This is a genomic window from Mesorhizobium sp. WSM4976 (genome assembly GCF_029625685.1).
GTDB lineage: Bacteria > Pseudomonadota > Alphaproteobacteria > Rhizobiales > Rhizobiaceae > Mesorhizobium.
Genome location: NZ_JARTVT010000008.1, coordinates 1 through 22,456 on the forward strand (window position 1 = coordinate 1; position 22,456 = coordinate 22,456).

Below are 22,456 nucleotides of genomic sequence, written 5' to 3' on the forward strand. Positions count from 1 at the left end.
CCGGGCCGCGGGCCCCAAACAACATTATGTGGTGCGCCACCGCCGCGCGGGCGTTTCCCTCGCCGGTAAAGTAATTGCCGCTCCCCACGGCCTGCGCGCCCACCGCAAAACCGCGCGCGGGGCGGCCACCAGGGGCCGCCACGTCTTGTTTGACGCGTGACGTCCCCCGACCACCATGCTTTCGGCCAATCCGATTTCGATAGTCCGGGTCCTGTCAGGCATCGCATGACGCAACACGGTCCGGGAATGCTCACATGTCGCTGATCGACACCTTCTTCAATCCCGAGGTCATTGCGTCCAGCCTGCCGGCGCTGCTGCGCGGCTTCCTCAACACGCTGCTGCTCGGGGTCATGAGCATCGTCATCGGCATCGCGGCGGGGCTGGCGATCAGCCTGATGCGGCTCTACGCGCCGAAGCCGCTGCGCTGGCTCGCCATCGGCTACACTGACATCTTCCGCGCCCTGCCGGTTCTGGTGGTGCTGATCCTGATCTACTACGCCCTGCCCTTCCTCGGCATCCGCCTGTCATCCTGGGCCTCGGCCGTGACCGCGTTCGCCATCATCATGTCGGCCTATTCGGCCGAAGTGTTCCGCTCTGGCATCGAAAGCATTCCCAAGGGCCAGTTCGAGGCGGCGCAGGCACTCGGCCTCCCCTTCATGCTCACCCTGCGCAAGGTGGTGCTGCCGCAGGCGATCCGCGTCGTCATCCCGCCAATGACTAGCAACTGCGTCTCGATGTTCAAGGACACCTCGCTCGCCTCGACGGTGGCGCTGCCGGAATTGCTCAAGGAAGCGACCAACGCGCAATCGCTCTACGCCAACCCCTCGCCGCTGATCGGCGCGGCGCTGGTCTACCTCATCTTCCTCTGGCCGATGGTGCGCCTCGTCAGCCTGCTCGAGCGCCGCTTCAAGGACGAAAAAGCGCGCTGACCGCCATCGATACCCATCCCCGTCCAAGCACTTCGCAGGAGACTGCCCCGTGAACAAGCACCAGACCGATAGCACCAGCGCCGCCGCATTCCCCGTCGAAAAGATCCGCGCCATGTTTCCCGCCTTGCAGCGGGCCGGCGACTTCATCTTCATGGACAATGCCGCTGGCGCCCAGATCCCGCAAAGCGTGCTCGACGCGGTGACCAACCATCTGGTGGCTCACAATGTGCAGCGCGGCGGCCGCTATGGCCGCAGCGTCACCGTCGACCAGTCGGTCGCGGCGGCGCGCGAGAGCGTCGCGCTCCTGATCAACGCCTACAGCCCGTCCGAAATCTGCTTCGGCATGAACGCCACCTCGTTCATCCGCCTGGTCAGCCTCGGCATCGGCCAGATGCTCGCCAAAGATAGAGACGGGGGACGCGACGAGATCATCGTCACGGACATGGATCACGATGCCAACATCGCCACCTGGCTGGCGCTGGAGCCGGCCGGCGCCAGGTTCAAATGGTGGCGCATGCGCGAGGACGGTAACCTGCATGTCGATGACCTCAAGCCGCTGGTGTCGGAGCGGACCCGCCTGATCGCCTGCACGGTGACGGCACATTCGATCGGCTCGATCGTCGACGTAGCCTCGGTGGCCAGGATCGCGCATGCCGCCGGCGCGGAAGTCTTCCTGGACTGCGTGCATTACGGCCCGCACGGGCTGATGGACGTGCAGGCTTGGGACTGCGATTATCTCGTCTGCTCCGGCTACAAGAATTTCTCGCCGCATATGGGCTTCCTGTGGGGCCGATTCGAGACTCTGAAGCGGCTGCCGACCTTCCGTGAGGATTTCATTCCGGACGAGCCGCCCTACAAGGTCGAGGCGGGCACCTTCATCTACGAGAACGTGTCGGGCATGGACGCAGCGGTGCGCTACCTGGAATCGATCGGCCGCAACTTTCTACCCGAAAACAACCGCTCGCGCCGCGACAACATCGTCGCCGGCATGAACGCCATCCGCGACTACGAGCTGATGCTGGCGCGCGAGATGATGAAAGTGCTGAAGGATTGCGGCGCCACGATCTACGGCGTCGCCGACGAGGCGCGCATCAACGAGCGCGTGCCGACTTTCTGCTTCAACATCGCCAAGCTCTCGCCGCAGCGGATCGTCGAGGAGATGGCCGCCATGCGGATCGGCATCCGCGACGGCCACATGTATGCGCCGCGGCTGATGAAGCGGCTCAACCTGTCGATGGACAGCGGCGCGATCCGCGCCTCGCTGGTGCATTACAATACGGTGGAGGAAGTGCACCGGTTTGGGGAAGCGCTGCGGGCGATCATCGCGAAGCTGTCGTGATCTTGGCCTGGCCTACTGCGTTGCCAAGGTCAATCAGCGGCTTCTGTCTCCAAAACGCCCCTTGGGGCTCGACCACCGTCAGACCGGCGAACCGCTCGATAACGGCCAGGCGATAGGCCATGATGTCGATGAAACAGTTTCGAAAACGCGGCCGTGGTCTCGTAGCCTACACGGGTCGCAATCCGTGCAATTGCCTCGTCTGTTGCTTCGAGTAGAAACGCAGCCTCCGACATCCGGCGTGCGATCAAATAGCGGTACATGGGCTGGCCGACGAGATTGGTGAAACGAGCCGAGAACGCCGAGCGACCGAGCCCTACGCGCTGCCCCAGGTCGCCAAGGGTCCAGGGCTGATCCGGTCGTTCGTGGATCAACTGAAGGGCCGGTCCTATGTGCGGGTCCGCCATCGCTCCCAGCCAACCGCCTTCTCCGGATTTGAGAGACTTGATCCAGCTTCGCAACACCTCGACGAAGAGCACCTCTGTCAGTCGCGAGAGCGCCACGTCCTGGCCGGGTCGCGCAAGCGCCGACTCGCTCACCATGCGTTGCAGAATCGCCTCGAGCCATCCGCCGTCTTCCGCGGGCTTCAGGTGAAGCAGGGGCGGAAGCAATTCCAACACGCTGCCGCGCGAGGGCCGTTCGACGGTGAAATTGCCACAGATCATCGTTGAGAGTGGCTGCGCGTTGCCTCCATGATGAACGACGCCAAGACGTCCGGGTAGCCGATCCAGATTCAGAATCGGTAACGGCTCCGTCCGCCGATCAGAATAAATCAGATGAGACTCGCCGCGTATGATGACGACAAAGTCGCCGGCCGTCATGTGGAGTTCTCGTTCCTGATCGAGCGCGAGAGTCGCTGAGCCACGGCTGAGATAATGGAATAGGGCGTAGGGGCGCGCCGGCAATGCCAAGTTCCATGGATGGCCCAACTCGAAGTGGAAGAGCAGAGTTCCGCCGAGACGAACGCGATCGAGCACTTGGGCGAGAATGTCCATCTTCGCGACGTTAACACTGATGGACGGTAGGACACAATATTCGGACGATTGAGGCCTAACGTCCGAAGGCTCCGCGCAATACGTCATCTCAAGGCGAGCCGCCGGGCTGCGCGGCGGACCATTTCGCAAATCGGCAGATGGAAGAACCGCAACTCTGCCGACACGCCTTCCCCGGACCCGAGTCGTCCGTGATCTTAACAGGAGCAATAAATGCGAAATCTTCTACTCTCTGTCGCCACCGTCCTCATGGCCGGAGCCACACTTGCCGCGCCGGCCCAATCAGCTCAACTGCCCAAGGGGGCGGCTCACAATATTGTCCTTGTCCATGGTGCTTTCGTCGACGAGACGAGTTGGAAGCCGGTTGCCGATATCCTCACGAAGAAGGGCTACAACGTGACGCTTGTCGAAAACCCGCTCACCTCCCTGGCGGCGGACGTCGATGCAACCAAACAGGCGCTTGCGAAACAGAACGGGAAGACCGTTCTCGTTGGCCACTCCTGGGGTGGGGTCGTCATCACGCAAGCAGGTGACGACCCCAACGTCTCGGCGCTGGTGTATGTCTCGGCATTCGCTCCCGACGTGGGACAATCTCTGGCGATCTTAGCCAAGAGCGGTCCGGCAACCGAAGGCGCCGCGGCGATTCATCCCGATGACAAGGGCAACCTCTACATCGATCCCAAAGTGTTTCCTTCGGCGGTCGCGGCTGACCTTCCTCCGGAAATCGCTCAATCCTTGGCAAACCATCAACTCCCGTTGAACCACGCAGCGTTCGAGGCTCCTGTCGATACAGCAGCCTGGCACGACAAGCCGACGTTCTACGTGATCAGCACGAAGGACAAGGTCATCGCACCCGAGGTTCAGAAGATATTCGCCAACAATATGAAAGCCCGGACGACGGAGGTCGCCGGCAGCCACGCCTCCCTCGTCGTCCACGCGAAGGAAGTCGCCGCGGTGATTGAAAAGGCCACGCTGGTGAAGTGACGATCCCGCTCCCGGCGCGCCTTCGTGCCGGGAGCGCCACACGTGCTGGACTAAGCCGCCTTCTTCTTCGCCAGCCTCGTCTTGATGCTGGCGATGTCGGCGCGCGGCGTCGCGGCGAACAGCGTCTTGGTGTAGGCGTGCCTGGGGTTGGAGAAGACCTCGTCGCGCGGACCGTATTCGACCGCTTCGCCGAAATACATCACCATCACGTCGTCGGCGATGTAGCGCACCACCGAGAGGTCGTGGCTGATGAAGACATAGGTCAATTGGAACTCGTCCTGCAGGTCAGCGAGCAGGTTGAGCACCTGCGCCTGCACCGACAGGTCGAGCGCCGAAACCGGCTCGTCCAGCACCAGCAGGCTCGGGTTCAGCATCAGCGCGCGGGCGATAGCGATGCGCTGGCGCTGGCCGCCCGAGAACATGTGCGGATAGCGATTGTAGTGCTCGGGTCCGAGTCCGACCTTCTTCAGCATCTTCATCGCCAGGTCGCGCCGCTCCTCGGCCGGCTTGTCGGTGTTGATCAGAAGCGGCTCGCCAAGCACATCGCCGATCTTCTGGCGCGGGTTGAGGGAACCATAGGGGTTCTGGAACACGATCTGCACCTTGCGGCGCATTTCCTTGGTGAGCCCGTCCCTGGCGATATCGACCTTGTTGCCGTCGATGAACAGCTCGCCAGACGTGGCTGGATCAATCAGCGTGATGATGCGGGCGAGCGTGGACTTGCCGCAGCCGGACTCGCCGACGATGGCCAGCGTCTTACCCTTCTCGACACTGAAGGACACGCCCTTCACCGCATGCACGGTGCGCGCGCCGCGGAACAGGCTGCCGCCGACATGATAGTCGCGCTTGATGTCCTTCCCTTCGACAACCTTGGTCATGCGCCGGCTCCGGAGGGCGCGGCCTCGAACAGCATGTCCGTGACGGTCGGCAGCCGGTCGCCGACCGCGTTCTCCGGCAGCGCCGAGAGCAGCGCGCGCGTGTAGTTGCTCTTGGGCGATTCAAACAGCGACAGCACGTCGGCCTCTTCCATCTTGCGGCCCTTGTACTGCACGATGACGCGGTCGGCGGTCTCGGCCACCACGCCCATATTGTGGGTGATCATGATCAGGCCCATGCCGTATTTGGCCTGCAGCGAGACCAGCAGGTCGAGGATCTGCTTCTGGATGGTGACGTCGAGCGCGGTGGTCGGCTCGTCGGCGATCAGAAGCTTCGGATTGCAGGCGATCGCCATCGCGATCATCACGCGCTGGCACTGGCCGCCCGACATCTGGTGCGGGAAGGAATTGAGCCGATCGGCGGGATCGGGAATGCCGACCTGCCTGAAGAGCTCGATGGCGCGCGCGCGGCGCTCGGCCTTGTCCATGCCCATGTGGAAGCGCAGCACTTCCTCGATCTGGAAGCCGACAGTGAAGCAGGGGTTGAGGCTGGCGATCGGCTCCTGGAAGATCATGGCAATGTCCTTACCGATGATCTTGCGGCGGTCGGCCGGGCTGATCTTCAACAGGTCGCGGCCGTTGAAGCTCATTCGGTCGGCGGTGACGGTCGCCGTCCATGGCAGGAGGCCCATCACGGCCAGCATCGAAACCGACTTGCCGGAGCCGGATTCGCCGACGATGGCGAGCACCTCGCGCTCGTCGACATGGAGCGAGACGCCGTCGACGGCGCGGAACGGGCCTGACGCTGTCTGGAATTCGACGACGAGGTTCTGAATGTCGAGCAGCGCCATCACGACCTCCTGAGCTTGGGATCGAGCGCATCGCGCAGGCCGTCGCCGATCAAGTTGATGGCAAGCACGGTGATGAGGATGGCGAGACCCGGGAAGGTCACCACCCACCAGGCGCGCAGGATGAATTCGCGCGCCGAGGCAAGCATCGTTCCCCATTCCGGCGTCGGCGGCTGGGCGCCGAGGCCGAGGAAGCCGAGAGCGGCGGCTTCGAGGATGGCGTTGGAGAAGGACAGCGTGCCCTGGACGATGAGCGGCGCCAGGCAGTTGGGCAGGATGGTGGCGAGCATCAGTCTGAGATGGCCGGCGCCGGCGACCTTCGCCGCCACGACATATTCGCGGCTTTTCTCGGCCATGACGGCGGCGCGCACCAGGCGCGCGAAATGCGGCTGCAAAACCAGGGCGATCGCCAGCATGGCATTGAACAGGCCGGGCCCGAGGATGGTGACCAGCACCAGAGCCAGCAAAAGCGACGGGAAGGCAAGAATCAGGTCCATGACGCGCATGATCGCGACGTCGACCCAGCCGCGGAAATAGCCTGCCAAGAGGCCGAGCGTGATGCCACCGGTGAGCGCCAGCGTGACCACGACCGCGCCGATGAGCAGCGAGAAGCGCGCGCCATAGAGCAGGCGCGAAAGGATGTCTCGGCCGACCGGATCGGTGCCGAGCAGATATTGCGTCGAGCCGCCCTCCTGCCATGCCGGGGGCCGCAGGAACGCGGTCTTGTCCTGGATGTCGGGCGCATAGGGTGCAAGCAGCGGCGCGAACAGCGCCGCCAGCACCAGCAGGATGAAGACGAACAGGCCAATGACCGCGCCGCGGTTCACCGAGAAATAGTGCCAGAAGGTCTTAAGGCCGGTGAGACGATCCGGGCTGCCGGCGGCCATCGGGGCGATTTCGGTCTGGGTCATTTATGCCGCCCTGATGCGTGGGTTGATGACGGCGTAAAGCACATCGACGATGAGGTTCACCGCCATGACGATAAGGGCGATCAACAGCAGACCCGACTGCACGACGACATAGTCGCGCTTGAAGATGGAATCGACCATCCATTTGCCGATGCCAGGCCAGGCAAAGATGGTCTCGGTGAGGATGGCGCCTGCGAGCAGCGTGCCGACCTGCAAGCCGATGGTGGTGACGACAGGGATCAGCGCGTTGCGCAGCGCATGCACGCCGATGACACGGCCCGCCGACAGGCCCTTGGCGCGGGCGGTGCGGACATAGTCTTCGCCCAGCACTTCGAGCATGGCCGAGCGCGTCTGGCGGGCGATCACCGCCAACGGAATGGTGCCCAGCACTATTGCAGGCAGGACGAGGTGGCTGAGCGCGGAGCGGAACGCGTCCCACTTGCCATGAAGAAGGCTGTCGATGGTCATGAAGCCGGTGATCGGCTTGAAGAAGAACTGCAGGCCGATGCGGCCCGACACCGGCGTCCAGCCGAGATAGCCGGAAAAGAATATGATGAGCAGGAGGCCCCACCAGAAGATCGGCATAGAGTAGCCGACAAGGGCGGTGCCCATCAATGACTGGTCGAACCACGAGCCGCGCTTGACGGCGGCGAAAATGCCGGCGGGAATGCCGATGACCATGGCAAAGATCATGGCGAAGAAGGAAAGTTCCAGCGTCGCCGGGAAGAGCGTCTTGAACTCCTCGAGAACCGGGCGCTTGGACGAGATGGAAACGCCGAAATCGCCGGTGGCGACCTCACCGACATAACGCGCGTACTGCTCCCAGATCGGCAGATTGTAGCCGAACTGTTGCTTGAGCTCTTCGTAGCGGGCCGGGGTGACGCCGTGCTCCCCGGCCATGGCCAGTATCGGATCACCGGGCAACAGCCGGACAAAAGCGAAGGCGCAGATGGTGATACCGACCAAGGTCGGGATCAGGAGGGCGATTTTGTTGAGAAGATATCGGAGCATCGTCAAATGGAAAGGGGCGGCGCCGGAATTAGCGCCGCCCCGTTCGCAATATTATTCGGCCTTGTCAACGCCGTCGAAGCGATGAATGCCGAGCGGGTCCATCTTGAAGCCGCTGACATTCTTGCGAACGACCGCATAAACCTGGCTGTGGGCCAGCAGGAAGGCGGGCGCTTGTTTCGCGAAGATCACCTGCGCCTGCTCGTAGAGCTTGGTGCGCTCGGCCTGGTCGCTGGTCTTCTTGGCCTTCTGGATCAGGTCCTCGAAGTCCTTGTCGCACCAGCTAGAGTAGTTCGAAACGCCGATGGCGGAGCAGGCGAAGAGAGTGGCGAAGAAGTTGTCCGGATCGCCATTGTCGCCGGTCCAGCCGATCTGGAAGGCGCCAGGACGGTCCTTCTTCTTTCCTTCCTCGCGATATTTCGTCCACTCGTAGTTGACGATGGTCGCCTTGACGCCGACCTTGGCCCAGTCCGCCTGGATCAGCTCAGCGGCGCGTTGGAAGTTCGGGTTATACGGGCGCACGCGGTCGGAAGCCCAGAGCTGGATTTCCTTCAAGCCGGCAGCCTCAAGCACCTTCTTGGCCTCATCCGGATTGTAGGCGTCGGTCTTCACATCCTTGTTCCACGACCACATGGTCGGCGGGATCAGGTTCTCAGCCGGCGTGGCGCCGGCATCCTGGAACAGCGACTTGATCAGCGCTTCCCGGTCGATCGCCTGGTTGAGCGCATGACGCACTTCGGGCTTGTCGAGCGGTGGGATCGTGGTGTTGTAGCTCATATAGCCGATGTTGAGGCCGGCCTGATCCATCAAGGTCACGTCCTTGTTGGCCTTGATGGTGGCGATGTCGGCCGGGTTCGGATACGGAGCCACGTCGCATTCGCCGGCCAGCACCTTCTGGATGCGGGCGGTCGCGTCAGGCGTGATGGCGAAGACCAGATCATCTATCTTCTCCTTGCCCTTGAAATAGTCCGGGTTGGCCGCGTAGCGGATGACGGCATCCAGCTGGTAGTCGACGAACTGGAACGGACCGGTCCCGATCGGCTTGGTCGAGAAGTCGGCCATCTTGCCGTCCTTCTGCAGCTGGTCGGCATATTCCTTCGACACGATCGAAGCAAAGTCCATGCCGAGATTGGCCAGCATCGGCGCGTTCGGCTCGGTCAGCGTCAGCTTGACGGTGAGGTCATCGACCTTCTCCCACTTGGCGACATATTTCGGCATGTCCATGCCGGTGTAATAATCCCAGGTGAGGTTCGGCAGATATTTGTCGCCGTTCCACGGATTCTGCTTGTTGAACTGGCGATCGAAGGAGAAGACGACGTCATCGGCGTTGAGGTCGCGCGTCGGCTTGAAATAGTCGGTAGTCTGGAACTTCACGCCCGGATGAAGATGGAAAGTGTAGACCAAGCCGTCGTCGGAAATTTCCCACTTGTCGGCGAGACCAGGCTCGATCTCGGTGCCGCCATGCTTGAACTCGACCAGTCGCGAATAGACGGTGCGCGAGGACGCGTCGAAGTCGTTACCGCCGGTCGTCGTGCCCGGATCGAAATTGGCCGGCGACGCTTCAGAGCAATAAACGAGCGTCTTGGCACTGGCCATGCCGCTGAGGACGCTTGCAGCCAGCAACGCGGCTGCAAAAGTCATTGTCTTTTTCATTGAGCACTCCCTGATGTTCTCTCAAGCCCCTCTATCAGGCTCGCGAAGGGCGCATATAAGCACCGTTTCTTCGCCTTTGGAACACCTCGCGTGCGTACCCCATGGGAAGCAGGAAAAGAATCTAGATTATGCTCAAAAGATAGAAAAAATGAGCATTATTTACTGCTCACGACATTGTTAACGACGGCATTTTTTTATTGATCGGCCGCCTTCCGAAATGGGCGGCGCGAGGCGTGCCAGCAGGGAATCGCCCCCCGCCCAGACCCTATGCGGGGAGGCGATCGCACCCCAGGATTTCGACGGCAAATCTTTCCTCGCATTGCCGCTGGGGCAAGGGTTGCACGGTCGCGGATAGTGGCAATACATAGACGATGGGCGGGGATTTCCCGGAAAATCCGTGACCGGCGTGGAGGTACGCTTCGTCTGGAAGCGGGCGCCTCAGACCGAAGGCGACAGGGAGAGACAGGTGGCAAAAGCAGCCAAGACGACAGGCCCGGCGAAAGCAAAAGCCAAGGCCGCCGAAAGCGATGCGCCCAAGGCTGCCGCCGTGCCAAAGGCGAAGGCGGCAAAGGCAGCGCCCGCCAGGCCGGCGGCAAAGCCGGCCGCCAAACCCGCAGCGGCAAGGACCAAGCCGGCAGCCACGAAGGCAGCGGCCACGAAACGGGCCACCGCCAAGCCTGTCTCGGAGGGCTTGCCGAAAGCGATCACCGAACTCACGGTCGGCCTGCCGGAAAAGCCGTGGCTGAAAAGCTATCCGAAGAACATGCCGGCGGAGATCGGCGCCCTGCCCTACAAGTCCATCGGCGAGTTCCTGGTCGGCGCCTGCAAGCAATTCGCCGGACAGCCGGCTTTCGTATGCATGGGCAAGTCGATCACCTACGCCGAACTCGAGCGGCTGTCGGCCGCGTTCGGCGCCTACCTGCAGGCTCGAGGCCTGGAGAAGGGCGCGCGCGTGGCGCTGATGATGCCGAACGTGCTGCAGTATCCGGTGGCGATGATGGCGGCGCTTCGCGCCGGCTACACGGTGGTGAATATCAACCCGCTCTACACGCCGCGCGAACTGGAACATCAGTTGAAGGATTCCGGCGCGCAGGCGATCGTCATCCTCGAGAACTTCGCCGGCACGCTGCAGGCGGTCATCGCTAGGACGCCTGTGAAGCACGTCGTCGTGACGTCGATGGGCGACATGCTGGGCGGTCTCAAGGGCGCCATCGTCAATCTCGTCGTGCGGCGCGTGAAGAAGATGGTTCCGGCATGGTCGCTGCCCGGCCATGTCAAGTTCAGCGCCGTGCTCAAGACCGGCGCGTCCATTGCCTTCAAGCCGCCCACGGTCTCCGGCGATGACATAGCCTTCCTGCAATATACGGGCGGCACCACCGGCGTCTCGAAGGGCGCTGTGCTGCTGCATCGCAACGTGCTGTCGAACGTGGCGCAGAACTCGCTGTGGGTGGAGGACGCCTATACGGTGAAGCCCAAGCCGGCGCATCAAAACTTCATCTGCGCGCTGCCGCTCTACCATATCTTCGCGCTGACGGTGAACGCGCTGATGGGCATGCAGCAGGGCGCGCAGAATCTGCTGATCCCCAACCCGCGCGACATCCCGGGCTTCGTCAAGGAACTGTCGAAATACCCGATGCACATCTTCCCCGGCCTCAACACGCTCTTCAACGCGCTGCTCAACAATGAGGATTTCCGCAAGCTGGACTTCAAGCCGCTGATCTTGACGCTGGGCGGCGGCATGGCGGTGCAGAAGGGCGTCGCCGAACGGTGGAAGGCGCTGACCGGCTGCCCGATCAGCGAAGGCTACGGGCTTTCCGAAACCTCGCCGGTGGCCACCGCCAACAAGTTCAGTTCTAGCGACTTCACGGGCACGATCGGACTGCCGCTGCCTTCGACGGAAATCGCCATCCGCGACGACGACGGCAACAACGTGCCGCTCGGCGAAGTGGGCGAGATCTGCATCCGCGGCCCGCAGGTGATGGCCGGCTACTGGAACCGGCCCGACGAGACCGCCAAAGTGATGACGAAGGACGGATTCTTCAAATCCGGCGACATGGGTTTCATGGACGAACGCGGCTACACCAAGATCGTCGACCGCAAGAAGGACATGATCCTGGTCTCCGGCTTCAATGTCTATCCGAACGAATTGGAGGAGGTGGTGGCGCATCACCCCGGCGTGCTGGAAGCGGCGGCGATCGGCGTGCCGGACGAGCATTCCGGCGAAGTGCCCAAATTGTTCGTGGTGAAGAAGGACCCGGCGCTCACGGTCGAAGTCCTGATGGCTTATTGCCGCGAGAATCTGACCGGTTACAAGCGGCCGAAATTCATCGAGTTCCGCACCGAACTGCCGAAGACGCCGGTCGGCAAGATCCTGCGCCGCGCGCTGCGGGACCAGGCTTGAGCGATAGCACGGCCAGCCTGAGGCGAGAGCCGGCGAAAGCGCGCGATCCGGCGGAGTTCATCAAGGCGAACATGCGGCTGGCGCCGGTGCCGTCAGTGCCGGAGGTCCGGCTCTATCAGGCGCATCCCGGCAGCGGCCTGCGGCGGCTGCTCGAACCGGACGATGGTGACGAAGGCGAGGCAGAGCTACAGCCGCCCTACTGGGCCTATGCCTGGGCCGGCGGCGCGGTGCTGGCGCGCTACGTCCTCGACAGGCCATCGATCGTGGCCGGGAAGCGCGTGCTCGATCTCGGCGCAGGCTCGGGCCTGGTCGGCATCGCGGCGGCAAAAGCCGGTGCGCGCGCGGTGACCGCGGCAGAGATCGACCGCTATGGCGCGGTGGCAATCCGCCTCAATGCGCAAGCCAACGGCGTCGCCATCCAGATATGCGAGGGGGATGTCACCGCGGGCCCGCCGCCGGCGATCGAGCTGGTGCTCGCAGGCGACGTTTTTTACGCGCAGGATGTGGGGCAAAGGGTGATGCCGTTCCTCGACCGCTGCCTCGCCGCCGGCATCGATGTGCTGGTCGGCGATCCGGGCCGCGCATGGCTACCCCGGCCGCGACTTTGCCCTCTCTGCGAATACCTGGTGCCGGATGTCGGCGGAAACGGCGGCGGCGAGCCGAAGCCAAGCGCGGTTTTCGCGCTTGTGGCCGAACCCGGTTAGCTCGCCGGCACGTTCACTCGCGCGGCGAGAAAATCCGGCAGGTCGGCGACGGAGTCCAGGATGACATCCGCCATCGGCGCCAGCGAGTCTCGCGTGCCCGTGCCGGAAAGGACGCCCACGGCAAGGCCGCAGCCGCCGGCGCGCGCCATTTCGAGATCGTGGCGGTTGTCGCCGACCATGGCGATCTCGCCTGGTTTCAATCCCGTCAAATCGCAAAAAGCAACGACCGTGTCGGGCGCCGGCTTGGAATTTGCGACAGCGTCATAGCCGAAGGCGGCATCGAAGAGCTGCGCAATGCCAAGCGTGGCGAGCGTCTTTTCGGCGCCGCTGGTCGAATCGTTGGTGGCAACGCCCATCCGATAGGATCGGTCGTGCAATGTCCGCAGCGAGTCGACCACACCCGGCAACGCGACCGCCATGGCCGAACCCTGCACCGAAGTGATCTCGTTGAAGCGGGAAACAGCATGCAACTGGTCCTCGTCGGACAGGCGCGGAAACCACAGTTCAACCACGTCCATATTCGAGCCCGAGGCAAAGATCGAATCGGGCTTGAAGCGCTTGCTGACGAAGTCGAATCCCGCGGCGGCGAGCAGGCGATCGGCCTTCCAGCGATCGCCTTCGGCGGCATCCATCGCCATGAAGTCCGCGACACCGAGCCAAGTTGCATTGAAGTCGACAAGCGTGCCGTCCTTGTCGAACAATATTCCCTTGATATCCGCCAACCCTCTTACTCCTTGCCGCGCAGTTGGTGGATATGAGCCACCAGTCCGGCAGTCGAGGCGTCGCGGTTTGCGGCAGTCTCCTTGCCCTCAACGACAGGCAACAGGCCCGTCGCTAGTTCCTTGCCGAGCTCGACGCCCCATTGGTCGAAGGAATTGATGTTGAAGAGAGTCCCCTCGACGAAGACGCGATGCTCATAGAGCGCGATTATGCGGCCCAATGTGCGCGGATCGAGCTTGCGGTAGAGGATGGTGAGCGACGGGCGGTTGCCGGAGAAGACACGGTGCGGCGCGATCCTATCGACATCGGCCGGCTTCATGCCCTTGGCGAGCATCTGCGCGCGCGCCTCTTCCAGCGTGCGGCCCTTCATGAAGGCTTCCGATTGCGCCAGGCAGTTGGCGAGCAGAAGATCGTGCTGGTGCTTCAGTTCTGGCTCGTGGCCGACGGCGGCAGCGAGGAATTCGACCGGGATGAAGTCAGTGCCCTGATGCAGAAGCTGGAAGAAGGCATGCTGGCCGTTGGTGCCGGGTTCGCCCCAGACCAGCGGGCCGGTCGGCGTGGCGACCGCGGTGCCGTCCAGCGTGACGCTCTTGCCGTTCGATTCCATGTCGAGCTGCTGCAGATAGGCCGGCAGGCGCGACAGGCGCTGGTCGTAGGGGATGACGGCGCGAGCCGGATATTTGCAGACGACCCGGTGCCACCAGCCGATCAGCCCCAGAAGCACCGGCAGGTTCTTTTGCAAGGGTGCTGAGCGGAAATGCTCGTCCATCTCATGCGCGCCGTCGAGGAAGGCGCGGAAGTTGCGCGGGCCGACGGAAATCATCACCGGGAGGCCGATGGCGCTCCAGACCGAGTAGCGCCCTCCGACCCAGTCCCAGAAGCCGAAGACGCGGTCCTGCTCGATGCCGAACTTCGCTACCAGATCGAGCGCGGTCGAGACAGCTGCGAAATGCTTGCCGATTGCTTCCTTGCCCAGCGCCTTCTCGACCCATTGGCGCGCCGTCTGCGCGTTCGTCATCGTCTCGACCGTGGTGAAGGTCTTTGAGGCAACGATGAACAGGGTCGTTTCCGCGGACAGGCCCTTCAGCGTGTCATGGATATGGGCGCCGTCGACATTGGAAACGTAATGCGCGCGCGGCCCGTCATGGTAGGGTGCCAGCGCCAGCGTCACCATGGCCGGGCCGAGGTCCGAGCCGCCGATGCCGATGTTGACGATGTCGGTGATCTTCTTGCCGGTGGCGCCCGCAGCCTTACCGGAGCGGATGGCGTCGGCGAAAGCGCCCATGGCGTCCAGCACAGCGATCACATCGGCCTTGGTGTCCTGGCCGTCGACCATCACGCCCTTGCCGGTCAGGTTGCGCAGCGCGGTGTGCAGAACGGCGCGGTTCTCGGTGATGTTGATCTTCTTGCCTTCAAACATGGCGGCGCGGCGCCCCGCGAGGTCGGCCGCCCCCGCGAGCTTCTCCAGCATCGTCATCGTGTCTGCGTCGACGGCGCATTTCGACCAGTCGAGCAGAAGGTCGCCGTCGGTGGCGGAAAATGTCTCGAAGCGCTTGGGATCAGCGGCGAAGGCCTCGCGCATCGAACCCTTGGCCGCCGCGCGCTGATCGCGCAAGGCGGCAAGTTGCTTGTCGAAAGATGACTGGTCCACTGGCGGGCTCCTGGCGGGTTTTTTGACCATTTTAACAAGCCGGATGTTTCCGGCGCGTGTCGGCGCGTCATTCTATTGAGCCGAATTCCATTTCGTTCAAGCGTGGCTTTGCCGCACTGCATCACGCTTTGATGAGGGCGGTATTGGGCGGTGAAGGCGTGTGGATTTCGGCGCTACGAGGCTCCGTGTCGTGGGTAACGGCGCTGCGCATCGCGCGTTGGGACGACGCCGCGACGATGCCGCGCATCGCGGGGCGACGATGCCGCGCATCGCGCCTTGATAGATCACTGGCATAAATCCCAGCGATCAGAAAAATTGATTGGCGCAACCCCTTATGCCACCCATACACTCCACTGGTCCAGCCAAGTGAAAACAGCTGGCCATCCGAGGAAGATTTCCCATGCCACAGCGCTATGACACGGCCATATGGTCCGGCCTGTTCCGGATTTCGGCCGAATCCGGCCAAACCCTCCAGGCGCAGATCCGCCAGGCGATCGTCGCGGCCATTCTCGACCGACAGATCGCCGCCTCGATGCCGCTGCCGTCGTGCCGGATTCTCGCGGAAAAACTTGGAGTTGCCCGCGGCACGGTGGTGCTGGCCTTCCAGCAGCTGGTCGACCAGGGCTTCCTTGTGGCCCGCGAGCGGCGCGGCCATTTCGTCAACCCTGACGTGCTGGCCACCCCCGCCAAGCCGCACCAGAAGGCTCCCGACCAGCAGAACGAGATCGACTGGAAGGCGCGCCGGCAGATCGCCGCCAGCGACATGCCGCCGCCGGCCAAGCACGACAACTGGATCAAGTCCTCCTATCCGTTCGTCTACGGCCAGTTCGATCCGGCGCTGTTTCCCACCGCCGAATGGCGCGAGTGCAACCGCATGGCGCTGGCAGTGCTGGAGATCCGCAACTGGGCGTCCGACATGGTGGACCGCGACGACCCGCTGCTGATCGAGCAGATCCAGGCCAGGCTCCTGCCGCGCCGCGGCATCTTCGCCAATCCCGACGAGATCATCGTCACGCTGGGCGCCCAGAACGCGCTTTATATGCTGGCTTCGCTGCTGATGACCAAGGGCTCGAAGGTGGCAATGGAGGATCCCGGCTATCCCGACGCCCGCTCGATCTTCCGGCTGGCCGGCGCCGACATCCAGGCGGTCCCGGTCGACCAGTCGGGCATCGTGACCTCGTCGATTCCCAGCGATTCCGGCTTCGTCTTCGTCACGCCGAGCCACCACTGCCCGACCATGGTGCCGCTGTCGGGGGAACGTCGGCAGGACCTTCTGGCGCGCGCCAACCGCAACAACCAGATCATCATCGAGGACGGCTATGACAGTCAGCTGCTCGACGAGGCGCCGCAGCAGGCGCTGAAGAGCCTCGATCGCTCGGGCCGCGTCATCTACGTCGGCTCGATGTCGAAGACGCTGGCCCCGGGCCTCAGGCTTGGCTACATCGTGGCCTCGGCCGGGCTGATCGCCGAGCTGCGCGCGCTGCGCCGCTTCATGCTCAGGCACCCGCCGGCAAACAACCAGCGCGCCGTCGCGCTGTTCCTGTCGCTCGGCCATCACGAGGCGCTGGTGCGCAGGCTCTCCGCCGCTTTCGACGAGCGGCGCAAGCGGCTGGTCCATGCGATTTCCGCTTTCCTGCCAGAATGGCGCTCGACTGACTCGGCGGGCGGCACATCGCTCTGGCTGGAAGGGCCGCGCGGCACCGATTCGCGCGGCCTGGCCGAAGCCGCCGCTTCGCGCAGCGTCATCATCGAACCCGGCGACCGGTTCTTCGACCGCAGCGAAAAGCCCTCTCGTTTCATGCGCTTGGGCATTTCCTCGATTTCGCTGCAGCATATCGAGCCGGGCATCCGCGAGCTCGCCACTGCCGCCGGCCGCAGGCCCGCGGCCGCCTGATCCCTACGGACTTTCCAAAAAAGAGCCGGCAGCCGCCGGCTCTTTTTGTTTGGGCGCATGCTAGCCGCTTTAGCACTCTGGCATATTCGACGGGATTGCTTGGCTCATAGGCTGTACCAATGCTGGCGGCATAGTCGGGGCCATAAGGGGACGAGGCAGGCCGATGGTGGACCAACCGCCGCGGACCGCGTCGCAAATAAAGACAAAAGGTGGAGTGCTTCCATGTCAGTGGCTCTCGAGAAGCAGGAAGCGTCGTCGGACCAGCGTTCGCGGCGTTCCGGCGGGCGCGAAGCGCGCCGCGCGATGCGGGCGGCGCCCTTGGCCGACGACATCCGCCCGGTGCGGCCGGGGCTTGAAGGCGGCAGCTACGGGCCGTTGAGCCGGAACGACCAGGAACGCATCCACGAAGCGGTGCTGACGCTGCTGGAGACGGTCGGCTTCGCCAATGCCATCCCGTCCTGCATCGAAGCGCTGACCCGGGTCGGCGGCATTTATGGCGACGACGGCCGCATCCGGCTGCCGCGCGCGCTGGTGCTGGACACGATCAAGAGGGCGGCGCGCAACTTCACCCTCTACGGCCAGGATCCGAAGCACGACATGCTGATCCAGGGCAAACGCGTGCATTACGGCACGGCGGGCGCGGCGGTGCATCTGGTCGATGTCGAGAAGCGCGAATATCGCGAATCGCTGCTGCAGGACCTCTATGACGCCGCCCGTCTCGTCGACGGGCTGGACAACATCCATTTCTTCCAGCGCACCATGGTGCCGCGCGACATTCCCGACCCGCTCGATATGGATTTCAACACGCTCTATGCCTGCGTGATGGGGACATCCAAGCATGTCGGCACCTCGTTCACCGTGCGCGAGAACGTCAAGCCGGCGCTGGAGATGCTCTATGCGATCGCCGGCGGCGAGGAGAATTTCCGGGCGCGGCCCTTCGTGTCGAACTCGAACTGCTTCGTCGTGCCGCCGATGAAGTTCGCCGAGGACGCCTGCGGCGTGCTCGAAGCCTGCGTCGAGGGCGGCATTCCGATCCTGCTTCTGTCGGCCGGCCAGGCCGGTGCCACGGCACCCGCGGCGATTGCCGGCGCCGTGGTCCAGGCGGTGGCGGAAGTGCTGATGGGCCTGGTCTATGTCAACGCAATCAAGCCCGGACATCCGGCGATCTTCGGCACCTGGCCGTTCGTCTCCGACCTCAGGACAGGCGCCATGTCCGGCGGCTCGGCCGAGCAGGCGGTGCTGACGGCTGCCTGCGCGCAGATGGCGCAATATTACGACCTGCCTGGCGGCTCGGCCGCCGGCATGTCGGATTCCAAGCTGCCCGACATCCAGGCCGGCTACGAGAAGGGCATCACCAATGTCATGGCGGGGCTGTCCGGCCTCAACCTGGTCTATGAATCGGCCGGCATGCATGCCTCGCTGCTCGGCTTCTGCCTCGAAAGCCTGATCATCGACAACGACATGCTCGGACATTGCCTGCGCTGCGTGCGCGGCATCGAGGTGACCGACGACGCGCTGTCGATCGACACCATCGCGGAGGTCTGCCTCAAGGGTCCCGGACACTATCTCGGCAACGACCAGACGCTGAAGCTGATGCAGACCGAATACTTCTATCCCGCGGTCGGCGACCGTTTCTCGCCCAAGGAATGGAACGAAAAGGGCCGGCCCGACATCCTGTCGCGGGCAATCGCGGAGAAGAAACGCGTGCTGGCCGAGCGTTTCCCGCGCCACGTCTCGCGCCTGCTCGACGACAAATTGCGCGCCCGCTTCGGCGATATGATCAAATTGCCGCGCGGCGGCATGGGCGGCTGATCTACTCCACACTCAGCCCGTAGCGCTCGACGACCTCGGCGTTGATCAGCTTGGCGTGCAGCGTCATCAGCACGATCTGCGCGTCGAAACTGTCGCCGGCCTCCAGCGCCGCCTCGATGCGGCGCTCGACCGCCAAGGTCAGTTCCCGACCATTGGCCTGCTCGAACACCTGCGGCCCGGCAACGCAATAGCCGCAGAGCTGCGCCACGGAATGATAGGCTTGTGCCGGCGGCTCATCGGGCCAGCGGTCGTTCATCAGATTGACGATGGTCAGCTTGACGCCTTCCGGCACCAGGGCTGGATGCAGATCGGCCTTGCGCAAGGCGTGGTCGAGCTGGCGCAAATCGCTCGAGCGGCCGAACACGCCGAGGAACCCAAGGGAAGAGCGCCGTTTCGCCACGATGGGTCTCCCCTTCGATAGAATCACTTGTATCTCGGATTGACGAATCCCTGAGAGTCAACGGGGTTTGATTATATTGGGTGATAGGCAACCCCCTTTGGCTATCAAAATCGCCCTTTTACGATAGACAAAGCCGATACTCTCTCATATATGCCATTCAAACGCCGTTGACTATCAAACCGAGCTGGCGCTGAGAGACAAGATGGGCAAACCGCCGCAAAACCTCGATTTTTCAGAGGCCGTCAGATATCACTACGGGCAATTTCCCCCGACGCAACTAGCATACGAGCGTCTGATCTCTCCTATTGCAGATTCCGTCGCGGCCCTCGCTCGCTACGATCAGATGCTAAAGGGGATGCACAACAGTGAAATCCTTTTGGCCCCTCTTAGGAGCCAGGAAGCTGTTGTCTCCTCTCGGATGGAAGGAACGGTTAGCACGCTAGATGAAGTGCTACGTTACGAGGCAGACCGCGAAGAAGGCGATGGTGCTGACGCTCGCAACTACCGAACTGAGGCAATTGAGGTCTTCTTATATGGGCGAGCGATGAAGCTCGCCCAGGCTAGCGTTCAAGAGGGGCATCCAATCTCTAGCTTGCTGCTACGGAACGCCCACAAGGTGCTCTTGGGATTTGGTCGCGGTGCAAGTCAGTCTCCCGGCGAACTCAAAACCGAACAGAACTATCTAGCTGACAGAACAAAGCGAAAGGTCTTCTTTATACCTATTAACCCTGAGCAACTTGGTCCAGGGATGGATAGGCTTTTTGACTTCATTCACGATGAAAAAGTTCAGATCCTTATCAGAACAGCCCTTGCACATTTGGAATTCGAAGCGCTTCACCCCTTCAAGGATGGCAATGGTCGCGTAGGCCGTATGTTAATTACGCTGATGCTTTGGCACTACAAAGTTGTCTCTGAACCTCACTTCTACGTGAGTAATTTCTTTGAAAACAACCGAGATGAATACATCGACAGAATGCGTGAAGTTTCGAAGTCTGGAGAATGGACCGATTGGGTATTGTTCTTTCTTAAGGCACTTGAAACTCAAGCTAACGAGAACCTAGCAAAAGCCGAACAGATTAGAAGCTTGTACGAACGTTTGAAGCTCGAATTTAGGGATGCCTTGGCCTCTCAATGGAGCACGACCGCTTTGGATTTCCTTTTCTCGCGGCCAGTCTTTAGGAACAACATCTTCACCGCAAAGTCAGGTATCCCAGCGCCCACAGCGCATAAGTTCTCCCGCTCTCTGGTTGAAAAGGGATTCCTAAACACGCTGGAGGAGTCGGCCGGCCGCCGCGCCGCTCTTTACTCGTTTGAGCCATTGCTGGAGCTGGTCCGGGCCTAGGCCGCCGAGGTCTAGCTTATCTGTAGGTTCCGTGGCGCTGAAACAAGGGCATGAGAAAGGGCGGCCCACCGTCGGCATGCCGCCCATTTGATATCAGTGATTGTCGCGCGGCACGCCGCTGGTATGGGCGACGTCCTGGTATTTCACCGCCGGCTTCAGCACCATGCCGGCCGAGAACTGATCGACCATGCCGCGCTGGATCTCCTGCCACGGCGTCTGGTGCTTGGGATAGTGATAGCCGCCATCGGCCTGCAGCGCGGCGCGCCGTTTGGCGATCTCCTCGTCGCTGACGAGAATGTTGGCCGTGCCCTTCTTCAGGTCGATACGGACGCGGTCGCCGGTCTTGAGCAGGGCAAGGCCGCCGCCGATCGCAGCTTCCGGCGAGGCGTTGAGGATGGATGGCGAGCCGGACGTACCGGACTGGCGACCGTCGCCGATGCAGGCCAGCGAATGGATGCCCTTCTTGATCAAGTAAGCCGGCGGCTGCATGTTGACCACCTCGGCGCCGCCAGGATAGCCGACAGGACCGGCACCGCGCATGAACAGGATCGTGTGCTCGTCGATGCCCTGCGCCGGATCGTCGATGCGGGCGTGGTAGTCCTCCGGCCCGTCGAAGACCATGGCGTTGCCCTCAAAGGCCTCTGGATCGTTCGGATTGGAGAGATAACGCTCACGAAACTCCGGCGAGATGCCGCTCGTCTTCATGATGGCGGAATCGAACAGATTGCCCTTGAGGTTGATGAAGCCGGCATTGGCCTTGAGCGGCTCGTCGGCGCTGCGGATAACCTCGTGGTTCTCGTTGATGGCATCACGGCAATTGTCGCCCATCGACTTGCCGTTGGCGGTGATCGCATCGGGATGCGGCAGGAGCCCTGCCTTCATCAGTTCGGCGACGACCGCCGGCACGCCGCCGGCATGGTGGTAGTCTTCGCCGAGATACTCGCCGGTCGGCTGCAGGTTGACGAGCAGCGGCACGTCGAGGCCGATCTTCTGCCAATCGTCATTGTCGAGCGGCACGCCGAGATGGCGGGCGATCGCGTTGAGGTGGATCGGCGCGTTGGTAGAGCCGCCGATCGCCGAATTGACGACGATGGCGTTCTCGAAGGCTTGGCGTGTCATGATATCCGAGGGCTTCAGGTCCTCATGCACCATGTCGACGATGCGCTTGCCGGTCTCGTAGGCGATCTGGCCGCGCTCGCGATAGGGCGCCGGGATCGCGGCCGAACCGGGGAGCTGCATGCCGAGCGCCTCGGCCAGCGAGTTCATGGTGGTGGCAGTGCCCATGGTGTTGCAATAGCCGGTCGACGGCGCCGAGGAGGCGACGATGTCCATGAACTCGTCATAGTTGATCTCGCCCGCAGACAGGCGCTGGCGCGACTCCCAGACGATGGTGCCGGAGCCCGTGCGCTTGCCCTTGTGCCAGCCATTAAGCATCGGGCCGACCGACAGCGCTATCGCCGGAATGTTCACGGTGGCTGCGGCCATCAGCAGCGCGGGCGTCGTCTTGTCGCAGCCGATGGTCAGCACGACGCCGTCGAGCGGATAGCCGTAAAGCACCTCGACGAGGCTGAGATAGGCGAGGTTGCGGTCCAGCGCGGCGGTGGGGCGCTTGCCGGTCTCCTGGATCGGATGGCACGGGAACTCGAAGGGGATGCCGCCCATCGAGACGATGCCTTCGCGCACGCGCTTGGCAAGCTCGAGGTGGTGTCGGTTGCAGGGCGAAAGATCGGAACCGGTCTGCGCGATGCCGATCAGCGGCTTGCCTGACATCAGCTCGGCGCGGGTCAGTCCATAGTTCAGATAACGCTCGAGATAGAGCGCGGTCATGCCCGGATTGTCGGGGTTGTCGAACCACTCCTGCGAGCGAAATTTCTTCTTCGTGGTGGGGGCGCCTGCCATGGTGGTCTCCGTATTTGTATGACAAATCGATAGGACAACGCGCGAGCGCAAGCAAGAGGCAGACGCTGCCGGGACCCGGACTTTGGTGCGATAGACTTGT

18 protein-coding genes are annotated in these 22,456 nt (G+C 62.8%); 8 read left to right on the forward strand and 10 right to left on the reverse strand.

Going from position 1 to position 22,456, the window contains the following annotated elements; translation table 11 throughout:
• Positions 1 to 254 precede the first annotated feature (254 nt).
• Complete coding sequence (locus P9272_RS11350) at positions 255 to 929, forward strand: amino acid ABC transporter permease (protein WP_128256976.1); 675 nt, start codon at positions 255 to 257, stop codon at positions 927 to 929.
• Positions 930 to 978: 49 nt separating this feature from the next.
• Positions 979 to 2,268 carry a cysteine desulfurase-like protein gene (locus P9272_RS11355; RefSeq protein WP_278160611.1) on the forward strand — a complete coding sequence of 430 codons (1,290 nt, stop codon included), beginning with the start codon at positions 979 to 981 and terminating at the stop codon, positions 2,266 to 2,268.
• Positions 2,269 to 2,297: 29 nt separating this feature from the next.
• Here P9272_RS11355 and P9272_RS11360 read toward each other — a convergent pair whose 3' ends face one another.
• Positions 2,298 to 3,260 carry an AraC family transcriptional regulator gene (locus P9272_RS11360; protein ID WP_278160612.1) on the reverse strand — a complete coding sequence of 321 codons (963 nt, stop codon included), beginning with the start codon at positions 3,258 to 3,260 and terminating at the stop codon, positions 2,298 to 2,300.
• 210 nt (positions 3,261 to 3,470) lie between these two features.
• On the opposite strand from P9272_RS11360, the gene P9272_RS11365 reads away from it, so the two are divergent.
• A complete protein-coding gene (locus tag P9272_RS11365; protein WP_278160613.1) occupies positions 3,471 to 4,241 on the forward strand; it encodes an alpha/beta hydrolase in 771 nt (256 codons plus the stop codon).
• A gap of 50 nt (positions 4,242 to 4,291) precedes the next feature.
• On the opposite strand, the gene P9272_RS11370 is transcribed toward P9272_RS11365, so the two are convergent.
• Genes P9272_RS11370 through P9272_RS11390 form a run of 5 tightly spaced genes read right to left on the reverse strand, consistent with a single transcriptional unit; the run spans position 4,292 to position 9,533 of the window.
• Positions 4,292 to 5,119 (reverse strand): dipeptide ABC transporter ATP-binding protein, encoded by an 828-nt coding sequence (locus P9272_RS11370; RefSeq protein WP_278160614.1) that lies wholly within the window; start codon positions 5,117 to 5,119, stop codon positions 4,292 to 4,294.
• A complete protein-coding gene (locus P9272_RS11375) occupies positions 5,116 to 5,967 on the reverse strand; it encodes an ABC transporter ATP-binding protein (protein ID WP_128256981.1) in 852 nt (283 codons plus the stop codon). Before P9272_RS11375 ends, P9272_RS11370 begins: the two co-directional genes overlap by 4 nt.
• On the reverse strand, positions 5,967 to 6,875 hold the full coding sequence (locus P9272_RS11380) for an ABC transporter permease subunit (RefSeq protein ID WP_108703060.1): 909 nt from the start codon (positions 6,873 to 6,875) through the stop codon (positions 5,967 to 5,969). Before P9272_RS11380 ends, P9272_RS11375 begins: the two co-directional genes overlap by 1 nt.
• On the reverse strand, positions 6,876 to 7,883 hold the full coding sequence (locus P9272_RS11385) for an ABC transporter permease subunit (RefSeq protein WP_128256982.1): 1,008 nt from the start codon (positions 7,881 to 7,883) through the stop codon (positions 6,876 to 6,878).
• 51 nt (positions 7,884 to 7,934) lie between these two features.
• Entirely contained in the window at positions 7,935 to 9,533 is a 1,599-nt protein-coding gene (locus tag P9272_RS11390) for an ABC transporter substrate-binding protein (protein WP_128256983.1), read from the reverse strand.
• Between the two features lie 466 nt (positions 9,534 to 9,999).
• Between P9272_RS11390 and P9272_RS11395 the strand changes: the two genes are divergently transcribed.
• Together P9272_RS11395 and P9272_RS11400 are read left to right on the forward strand one after the other, a co-directional pair.
• Positions 10,000 to 11,934 carry a long-chain fatty acid--CoA ligase gene (locus P9272_RS11395; protein ID WP_278160616.1) on the forward strand — a complete coding sequence of 645 codons (1,935 nt, stop codon included), beginning with the start codon at positions 10,000 to 10,002 and terminating at the stop codon, positions 11,932 to 11,934.
• Positions 11,935 to 12,005: 71 nt separating this feature from the next.
• The gene (locus tag P9272_RS11400) at positions 12,006 to 12,638 is read left to right on the forward strand and encodes a 50S ribosomal protein L11 methyltransferase (protein ID WP_128257165.1); all 633 of its coding nucleotides are present in this window, start codon (positions 12,006 to 12,008) and stop codon (positions 12,636 to 12,638) included.
• On the opposite strand, the gene P9272_RS11405 is transcribed toward P9272_RS11400, so the two are convergent.
• Positions 12,635 to 13,360: an HAD family hydrolase gene (locus P9272_RS11405; protein ID WP_278160617.1), complete on the reverse strand. Its 726-nt coding sequence runs from the start codon at positions 13,358 to 13,360 to the stop codon at positions 12,635 to 12,637. The genes P9272_RS11400 and P9272_RS11405 overlap by 4 nt on opposite strands.
• 5 nt (positions 13,361 to 13,365) lie before the next feature.
• A complete protein-coding gene (pgi, locus tag P9272_RS11410) occupies positions 13,366 to 15,009 on the reverse strand; it encodes a glucose-6-phosphate isomerase (RefSeq protein WP_278160618.1) in 1,644 nt (547 codons plus the stop codon).
• Between the two features lie 400 nt (positions 15,010 to 15,409).
• On the opposite strand from pgi, the gene P9272_RS11415 reads away from it, so the two are divergent.
• Both P9272_RS11415 and P9272_RS11420 read left to right on the forward strand, forming a co-directional pair.
• Positions 15,410 to 16,903: a PLP-dependent aminotransferase family protein gene (locus tag P9272_RS11415; protein WP_278160620.1), complete on the forward strand. Its 1,494-nt coding sequence runs from the start codon at positions 15,410 to 15,412 to the stop codon at positions 16,901 to 16,903.
• A 222-nt stretch (positions 16,904 to 17,125) separates the two neighbouring features.
• On the forward strand, positions 17,126 to 18,715 hold the full coding sequence (locus tag P9272_RS11420; RefSeq protein ID WP_278160621.1) for a trimethylamine methyltransferase family protein: 1,590 nt from the start codon (positions 17,126 to 17,128) through the stop codon (positions 18,713 to 18,715).
• 1 nt (position 18,716) lies between these two features.
• Here P9272_RS11420 and P9272_RS11425 read toward each other — a convergent pair whose 3' ends face one another.
• Positions 18,717 to 19,115 carry a hypothetical protein gene (locus P9272_RS11425; protein ID WP_278160622.1) on the reverse strand — a complete coding sequence of 133 codons (399 nt, stop codon included), beginning with the start codon at positions 19,113 to 19,115 and terminating at the stop codon, positions 18,717 to 18,719.
• A gap of 202 nt (positions 19,116 to 19,317) precedes the next feature.
• Here P9272_RS11425 and P9272_RS11430 point away from each other — a divergent pair, with 202 nt between their 5' ends.
• A complete protein-coding gene (locus P9272_RS11430; RefSeq protein WP_278160624.1) occupies positions 19,318 to 20,457 on the forward strand; it encodes a Fic/DOC family N-terminal domain-containing protein in 1,140 nt (379 codons plus the stop codon).
• Positions 20,458 to 20,550: 93 nt separating this feature from the next.
• Here P9272_RS11430 and P9272_RS11435 read toward each other — a convergent pair whose 3' ends face one another.
• The gene (locus tag P9272_RS11435; protein ID WP_278160625.1) at positions 20,551 to 22,356 is read right to left on the reverse strand and encodes an IlvD/Edd family dehydratase; all 1,806 of its coding nucleotides are present in this window, start codon (positions 22,354 to 22,356) and stop codon (positions 20,551 to 20,553) included.
• Between the last annotated feature and the right edge of the window lie 100 nt (positions 22,357 to 22,456).